Raw genomic sequence first — 6138 nt, forward strand, 5'->3', positions numbered from 1 at the left:
CGTCCGAGTCGACCCGGATGATCGGACGGCCGACCTCGACGGTGTCGCCCTCGGCCACGAGCAGGCCGGTGACGGTGCCGGAGAACGGCGACGGGAGCTCCACGAGCGACTTCGCCGTCTCGATCTCCACGAGGACCTGGTCGACGGCGATCTCGTCCCCGATGGCGACACGCCACTGGACGATCTCGGCCTCGGTGAGGCCTTCGCCCACGTCGGGCAGGGGGAATTCGGCGGCGGCCACTACGGCTCCTTCGACGTCGTTCGGGGTCGGACGGGGGTCAGTACGCGAGGGCGCGGTCGACGGCCTCGAGGACGCGGTCGGCGTCCGGGAGGTGCAGGTGCTCGAGCTTCGACACCGGGAACGGCACGTCGAACCCGGACACCCGCAGCGGCGGCGCCTGCAGCGTGTAGAACGCACGCTCGGCGACCGTCGCGGCGATCTCGCTGCCGACGCTCACGAAGCCGGAGGCCTCCTGCGCGATGACGAGTCGGCCGGTCTTCGCGACCGAGGCGAGCAGCGGCTCCCAGTCGATCGGCGAGATCGACCGGAGGTCCACGACCTCGCAGCTCGTGCCCTCGGACTCGGCGATCTCCGCGGCCTGCATGAGCGTGGCGACCATCGCGCCGTGGCCGACGAGGGTGACCTCGGTGCCGGTGCGCGCGACGCGGGTGGTGTGCATCGGCACGTGGCCGTCGACGAGGTCGACCTGCCCCTTCGGCCAGTAGCGGGACTTCGGCTCGAGGAAGACCACCGGGTCCTTCGAGGCCACTGCCTCTTGGATCATCCAGTAGGCGTCGTTCGGGGTGCTCGGGCTCACCACGCGCAGCCCTGGGGTGTGCGCGAAGTACGCCTCCGGGGACTCCTGGTGGTGCTCGACGGCGCCGATGTGGCCGCCGTAGGGGATGCGGATGACGACCGGGAGCGACATGTGCGCCGGCAGCCGGTTCTGCATCTTCGCGAGCTGGGAGGTGATCTGGTCGAAGCCGGGCCACACGAAGCCGTCGAACTGGATCTCGACCACGGGCCGGTAGCCGCGCAGGGCGAGACCGATCGCGGTGCCGATGATGCCGGCCTCGGCGAGCGGGGTGTCCCGGACGCGCTCGGCGCCGAAGCGGTCCTGCAGGCCCTCCGTGATGCGGAAGACCCCGCCGAGCTGACCGATGTCCTCACCCATGAGCAGGACCTTGTCGTCGGCCTGCATCGCGGCGGCGAGCCCGGCGTTGAGCGCCTTGGCCATCGTCAGCGTGGGGGTGGGGTCGCTCGGGACCTCGCCGGCGCCGGGGTGGGCGCGGAGGGTGTAGTCGAAGAGCTGCTCGGTGGTGCTCATCAGTGGGCGCTCCCCTCGAAGCCGGCTTCGTACTGCGCGAGCCAGGCCTTCTGCTCGGCGACGAGCGGATGCGGCTCGCGGTACACGTTGTCGAACATGACGTCGACGGACGGCGCGGTGAGCTCGACCGTGCGGCGACGGACGTCGGCGGCGAGGTCCTCGCCCTCGGCGTCGAACGCGGCGAACTGCTCGTCGGTCACGCCCTTCGAGCGCAGGTACGCCTCGGAGCGGGCGATCGGGTCGCGGCGGACCCAGTCCTCGAGTTCGCCGTCGGCGCGGTACCGGCTCGGGTCGTCGGAGCTGGTGTGGGCGCCGATGCGGTAGGTGTCGGCCTCGATGAACGCCGGGCCCTGGCCGCTGCGGGCGTGCTCCGTCGCGACGACCGACGCGGTGTACGACGCCAGGACGTCGTTGCCGTCGATGAGGACGCTCGGGATGCCGAAGCCCCGCGGACGGTCGACCAGCGGGGTCGGTGACTGGACCGTGACCGGGACCGAGATCGCCCAGTGGTTGTTCTGCAGGAAGAAGACGACGGGCGCCTGCGTCGACGCGGCGAAGACGAACGCCTCGTTGACGTCGCCCTGGCTCGTCGCGCCGTCGCCGAAGTACACGATGGAGCATGCGTCGACCTCGGGGTCGCCGGTCCCGACGACGCCGTCGAGCTTCTGGCCGAGCGCGTAGCCGGTCGCGTGGAGCGTCTGCGAGCCGATCACGAGCGTCGAGATGTGCGTGTTGCCGCGCTCGTCCGGGTCCCACCCGCCGTGCGTCTGGCCGCGGTACATCGCGATGATCTCCATCGGCTCGACGCCACGCTCGGTGGTGACGGCGTGCTCGCGGTACGACGGGAAGACGTGGTCCTGTGCGCGGAGCGCGAAGACGGAGCCGGTCTGCGCGGCCTCCTGCCCGTGGCTCGGCACCCAGAGGCCGAGCTGGCCGGTGCGCTGGAGGTTGTGACCGGCGTGGTCGAACCGACGCGTGAGCACCATGCGGCGGTGCATCGCCAGCAGGGTCTCGTCCGGGATCGCCCGCGCTGCGGCGGCGAACTCGGCGTTCTCGTCGGTCTCCACGAACCGACCCTCGGGGTCGAGGAGCCGGACGGTGGTCGTCGCGGGAGCCGCGGCGCGGAATGACATGCGGGCCAGCGTAGCGGCAGCGCTCAACGTGCCGATGTGAGGTCCCCCACAAGCGACCGCGCCGTTTCGAGGAGCGTTCCCACAGCCTCGTGCTCGCCGATCGAGATGCGGATCCCCTCGGGCGGGAAGCCCCGGACGATGATGCCGGCGGCCTCGAACGCCTCGGCCGCGGCGGCCGTCCCGGCACCGGTCGGCAGCCACACGAAGTTGCCCTGGGCGTCCGGCACCGGCCATCCCTGCTCCCGGAGTGCGGCGACGATGCGGTCACGGCTCGCGGCGAGTTCGGCGACGCGCTCGAGCAGTTCGTCCTCGCGCTCGAGGCTCGCCAGCGCTGCGGCCTGGCCCTGCGCGGTCACCGACAGCGGGATCGCACACGCGCGGACGGCGTCGAGGACGTACTGCGGACCGATCGCGTACCCGACCCGGAGTCCGGCGAGTCCGTACGCCTTGGAGAACGTGCGCAGGACGACGAGGTTCGGGAACCGGCCGATCAACGCGCCGCCGCGGACCGCCGAGGGGTCGGTGACGAACTCGGCGTAGGCCTCGTCGAGGACGACCAGCACGGTCGACGGCACGGCACCCATGAAGCGCTCGAACTCGTCGGCGGTGACGATCGGCCCGGTGGGGTTGTTCGGCGTGCAGACGATCACCATGCGCGTGCGGTCGGTGACGGCGGCCGCCATCGCCTCGAGGTCGTGCCCGCCGTCGGGTCGGTTCGGCACCTGGACGCTGGTCGCCCCCGCGACCGTGACGACACCGGGGTAGGCCTCGAACGACCGCCAGGCGTAGACGACCTCGTCGCCGGGGCCGCTCGTGGCCTTCGCGAGCTCGTGCAGGATCGCGACGCTGCCCGGGGCGACGTGGACCTCCTCCGCTGTGACGTCGAAGCGGCGGGCGAGCTCGGCGCGGACCGCGAGCGCAGTGGCGTCCGGGTAACGGTTGAACGCCGTCTGCGCCTGGACCGCCTGCACGACACCGGGGAGCGGCGGGAAGGGGTTCTCGTTGCTGGAGAGCTTGAAGGCGTCCGCCGCGGCCTGACGGCCCTGCTTGTACGCGGGCAGGACCGCGATGTCGGGACGGATGTGGACGCGCTCGTCGCTCATCCCAGCAGGTTAGCGGCACCCTCGCGGCTGCACGACGGCATCATGGGCGCATGCGATTCCTCGTCCGCCTCGTCGTCAACGCCCTCGCGCTCTGGCTCACCACCCTCCTGGTGAGCGGCGTCTCCGTGACCGCGTTCGGGGACGGCGGCACGACCGCGACCGTCCTCACCTACCTGCTCGTCGCGTTCGTGTTCGGTCTCGTGAACGCCGTGATCGGCACGATCATCCGGGTCGTCGCATTCCCGCTCTACATCCTGACCCTCGGGCTCATCTCGCTCATCGTGAACGCGGTGCTCCTGCTCATCGTCGCCGGGATCTCGACGGCGATCGGCTTCGGCCTGCAGGTCGAGTCGTTCGGATGGGGCATCGTCGGCGCCTTCGTGCTGGCCGTCTTCGCGTGGCTGATCGGCCTCTTCGTCCGGCCCGTCCTCGACCGCGGCCGCGCGTGACCACACCACGCACCGGTGCTCGACCGCGGCCGCGCGTGACCACACCGGGCACCGCCGGACCGCACCTCGAGCGCGCGTGAGCGCGCACGGACCGGGGGCGACCACCCACTCGGCGGCGCGGCCCGGGCGACCCGCACCGTGCCTCCCGGCCGGATCACGGGTGTCGCCGACCACCGCGTGCTGCGCCATGATGTCCCCATGACCACGGACGCCGACGCCCCGTTCCGCGTCTCCTTCGTCTGCAGCGGCAACATCTGCCGCTCCCCGATGGCCGGCATCGTCTTCGCCCAGCTCGCTGCCGACGCCGGACTGGGCGACCGCTTCGTCGTCGAGTCCGCCGGCACCGGGGACTGGCACGTCGGCGAGCCGGCCGACGAGCGCACGATCGCGGCCCTGGCCGCGCGCGGATACGATGGCAGCAGGCATCGCGCCCGTCAGTTCGACCCGGACCGGTTCCCGGACCTCGACCTGGTGGTCGCACTCGACCGCTCCCACGAACGCGTCCTGCGCTCGTGGGCACCGACCATGGACGACGCCGCGAAGGTGACGCTCCTCCTGCGGTACGACGACGCCTGGCCCCAGCAGACCGACGTACCGGACCCGTACTACGCGGACCGGCACGAGTTCGACCGAGTGCTCTCGACCGTCGAGCGGGCCTGCCGGGCGCTCTTCCGACAACTCGAGCCGGCAGTCCGTCAGGGAGCCCCATGACCCCCCTTCCCCCGCAGCCGATCAGCCCGCTCGACGGGCGCTACTACCCGATCGTGCACACGGTGGGCGAGCACCTGTCCGAGGCCGGCCTCAACCGCGCGCGCATCGTCGTCGAGGTCGAGTGGTTGGTCTTCCTGACCGACCACGCGATGTTCACCACCTCGCCGCTCAGCGTCGACGACAAGGCCGCGCTGCGCCGGGTCGCCGAGACGTTCGGGCAAGAGCAGATCGCGGAGCTCGGCGAGATCGAGGCCACCACCCGCCACGACGTGAAGGCGGTCGAGTACTTCGTCCGTCGGCGTCTCTCGGAGCTGGGCCTCGACGCGATCGCCGAGTTGACGCACTTCGCGTGCACGAGCGAGGACGTCAACAACCTGTCCTACGCCCTCACCGTCCGCGACACCGTCGACCAGGTGTGGCTCCCGGCGTTCAAGGCCGTCATCGCTGCCCTCCGCCAGATGGCCGAGGACCTCAAGGCCGTGCCGATGCTGTCGCACACGCACGGGCAGCCGGCCACCCCGACGACGCTCGGCAAGGAGCTCGCGGTCGTCGTGTACCGCCTCGAGCGCGTCCTCGCGCAGGTCGAGGCCACCGAGTACCTCGGCAAGTTCAGCGGTGCGACCGGCACGTTCTCGGCGCACCTCGCCGCCGACCCCGAGGCCGACTGGCCCACGCTGTCGCGCGAGTTCGTCGAGGGTCTGGGCCTGACCTGGAACCCGCTGACGACGCAGATCGAGTCGCACGACTGGCAGGCCGAGCTCTACGACCGGGTCCGCCACGCGAACCGCATCCTGCACAACCTCGCGACCGACGTGTGGACCTACATCTCGATGGGGTACTTCACGCAGATCCCGGTCGCCGGCGCCACGGGGTCCTCGACGATGCCGCACAAGATCAACCCGATCCGCTTCGAGAACGCCGAGGCGAACCTCGAGATCTCGTCGGCGCTGTTCTCGACGCTCTCCGAGACCCTCGTGACCTCGCGGCTGCAGCGGGACCTCACCGACTCCACGACGCAGCGGAACATCGGCGTCGCGTTCGGCCACTCGCTGCTCGCGCTCGACAACCTCCGTCGCGGGCTGTCCGAGATCGCCGTGAACGAAACGCGGCTCGCCGAGGACCTCGACGGCAACTGGGAGGTGCTCGGCGAGGCGATCCAGACCGTGATCCGTGCCGAGGTCACCGCCGGGCAGTCGAACATCGAGGACCCGTACGCGATGCTCAAGGAGCTGACCCGCGGCAAGCGCATCGGCCAGGCCGACCTGGTCGCGTTCGTGAACGGGCTCGACATCTCCGACGGGGCGAAGGCCCGGCTGACCAACCTCACGCCCGCAACGTACACGGGGCTGGCGGACGAGCTGGTCGACCACCTGGACGTGTGACGCCCCACGTCCCGACGGCCGTCTCCGCGATC

At 71.1% G+C, this 6138-nt stretch carries 7 protein-coding genes; 3 read left to right on the forward strand and 4 right to left on the reverse strand.

The window, feature by feature from the left end; translation table 11 throughout:
* The 4 genes from ACSW7Y_RS15570 to ACSW7Y_RS15585 all read right to left on the reverse strand — a co-directional run.
* Positions 1–241: biotin/lipoyl-containing protein (locus ACSW7Y_RS15570; protein WP_438127152.1), on the reverse strand; the 241-nt coding region annotated here is incomplete at its 3' end.
* 37 nt (positions 242–278) lie between these two features.
* Positions 279–1238 (reverse strand): alpha-ketoacid dehydrogenase subunit beta, encoded by a 960-nt coding sequence (locus tag ACSW7Y_RS15575; RefSeq protein ID WP_438127158.1) that lies wholly within the window; start codon positions 1236–1238, stop codon positions 279–281.
* A gap of 89 nt (positions 1239–1327) precedes the next feature.
* The gene (locus ACSW7Y_RS15580) at positions 1328–2461 is read right to left on the reverse strand and encodes a thiamine pyrophosphate-dependent enzyme (protein ID WP_438127153.1); all 1134 of its coding nucleotides are present in this window, start codon (positions 2459–2461) and stop codon (positions 1328–1330) included.
* 23 nt (positions 2462–2484) lie between these two features.
* The gene (locus ACSW7Y_RS15585) at positions 2485–3564 is read right to left on the reverse strand and encodes a histidinol-phosphate transaminase (protein WP_438127154.1); all 1080 of its coding nucleotides are present in this window, start codon (positions 3562–3564) and stop codon (positions 2485–2487) included.
* Positions 3565–3614: 50 nt separating this feature from the next.
* On the opposite strand from ACSW7Y_RS15585, the gene ACSW7Y_RS15590 reads away from it, so the two are divergent.
* The 3 genes from ACSW7Y_RS15590 to purB all read left to right on the forward strand — a co-directional run bounded on the left by ACSW7Y_RS15590 (position 3615) and on the right by purB (position 6106).
* Positions 3615–4013: a phage holin family protein gene (locus ACSW7Y_RS15590; RefSeq protein ID WP_438127155.1), complete on the forward strand. Its 399-nt coding sequence runs from the start codon at positions 3615–3617 to the stop codon at positions 4011–4013.
* Between the two features lie 198 nt (positions 4014–4211).
* Entirely contained in the window at positions 4212–4724 is a 513-nt protein-coding gene (locus tag ACSW7Y_RS15595) for a low molecular weight protein-tyrosine-phosphatase (protein ID WP_438127156.1), read from the forward strand.
* Positions 4721–6106, forward strand: coding sequence for an adenylosuccinate lyase (purB, locus tag ACSW7Y_RS15600; protein WP_438127157.1), 1386 nt, complete (start codon positions 4721–4723; stop codon positions 6104–6106). The genes ACSW7Y_RS15595 and purB overlap by 4 nt, the downstream gene beginning before the upstream one ends.
* Positions 6107–6138 lie beyond the last annotated feature (32 nt).

The organism is Curtobacterium flaccumfaciens (genome assembly GCF_051548005.1).
In the GTDB taxonomy this organism is placed as follows: Bacteria; Actinomycetota; Actinomycetes; order Actinomycetales; family Microbacteriaceae; genus Curtobacterium.

Bases quoted from the DNA above. Each gene is read 5' to 3' on its own strand.
- ACSW7Y_RS15575 (WP_438127158.1), bottom strand. From the start codon at position 1,238: ATGGCCAAGGCGCTCAACGCCGGGCTCGCCGCCGCGATGCAGGCCGAC.
- ACSW7Y_RS15580 (WP_438127153.1), bottom strand. From the start codon at position 2,461: ATGTCATTCCGCGCCGCGGCTCCCGCGACGACCACCGTCCGGCTCCTC.
- ACSW7Y_RS15585 (WP_438127154.1), bottom strand. From the start codon at position 3,564: ATGAGCGACGAGCGCGTCCACATCCGTCCCGACATCGCGGTCCTGCCC.
- ACSW7Y_RS15590 (WP_438127155.1), top strand. From the start codon at position 3,615: ATGCGATTCCTCGTCCGCCTCGTCGTCAACGCCCTCGCGCTCTGGCTC.
- ACSW7Y_RS15595 (WP_438127156.1), top strand. From the start codon at position 4,212: ATGACCACGGACGCCGACGCCCCGTTCCGCGTCTCCTTCGTCTGCAGC.
- purB (WP_438127157.1), top strand. From the start codon at position 4,721: ATGACCCCCCTTCCCCCGCAGCCGATCAGCCCGCTCGACGGGCGCTAC.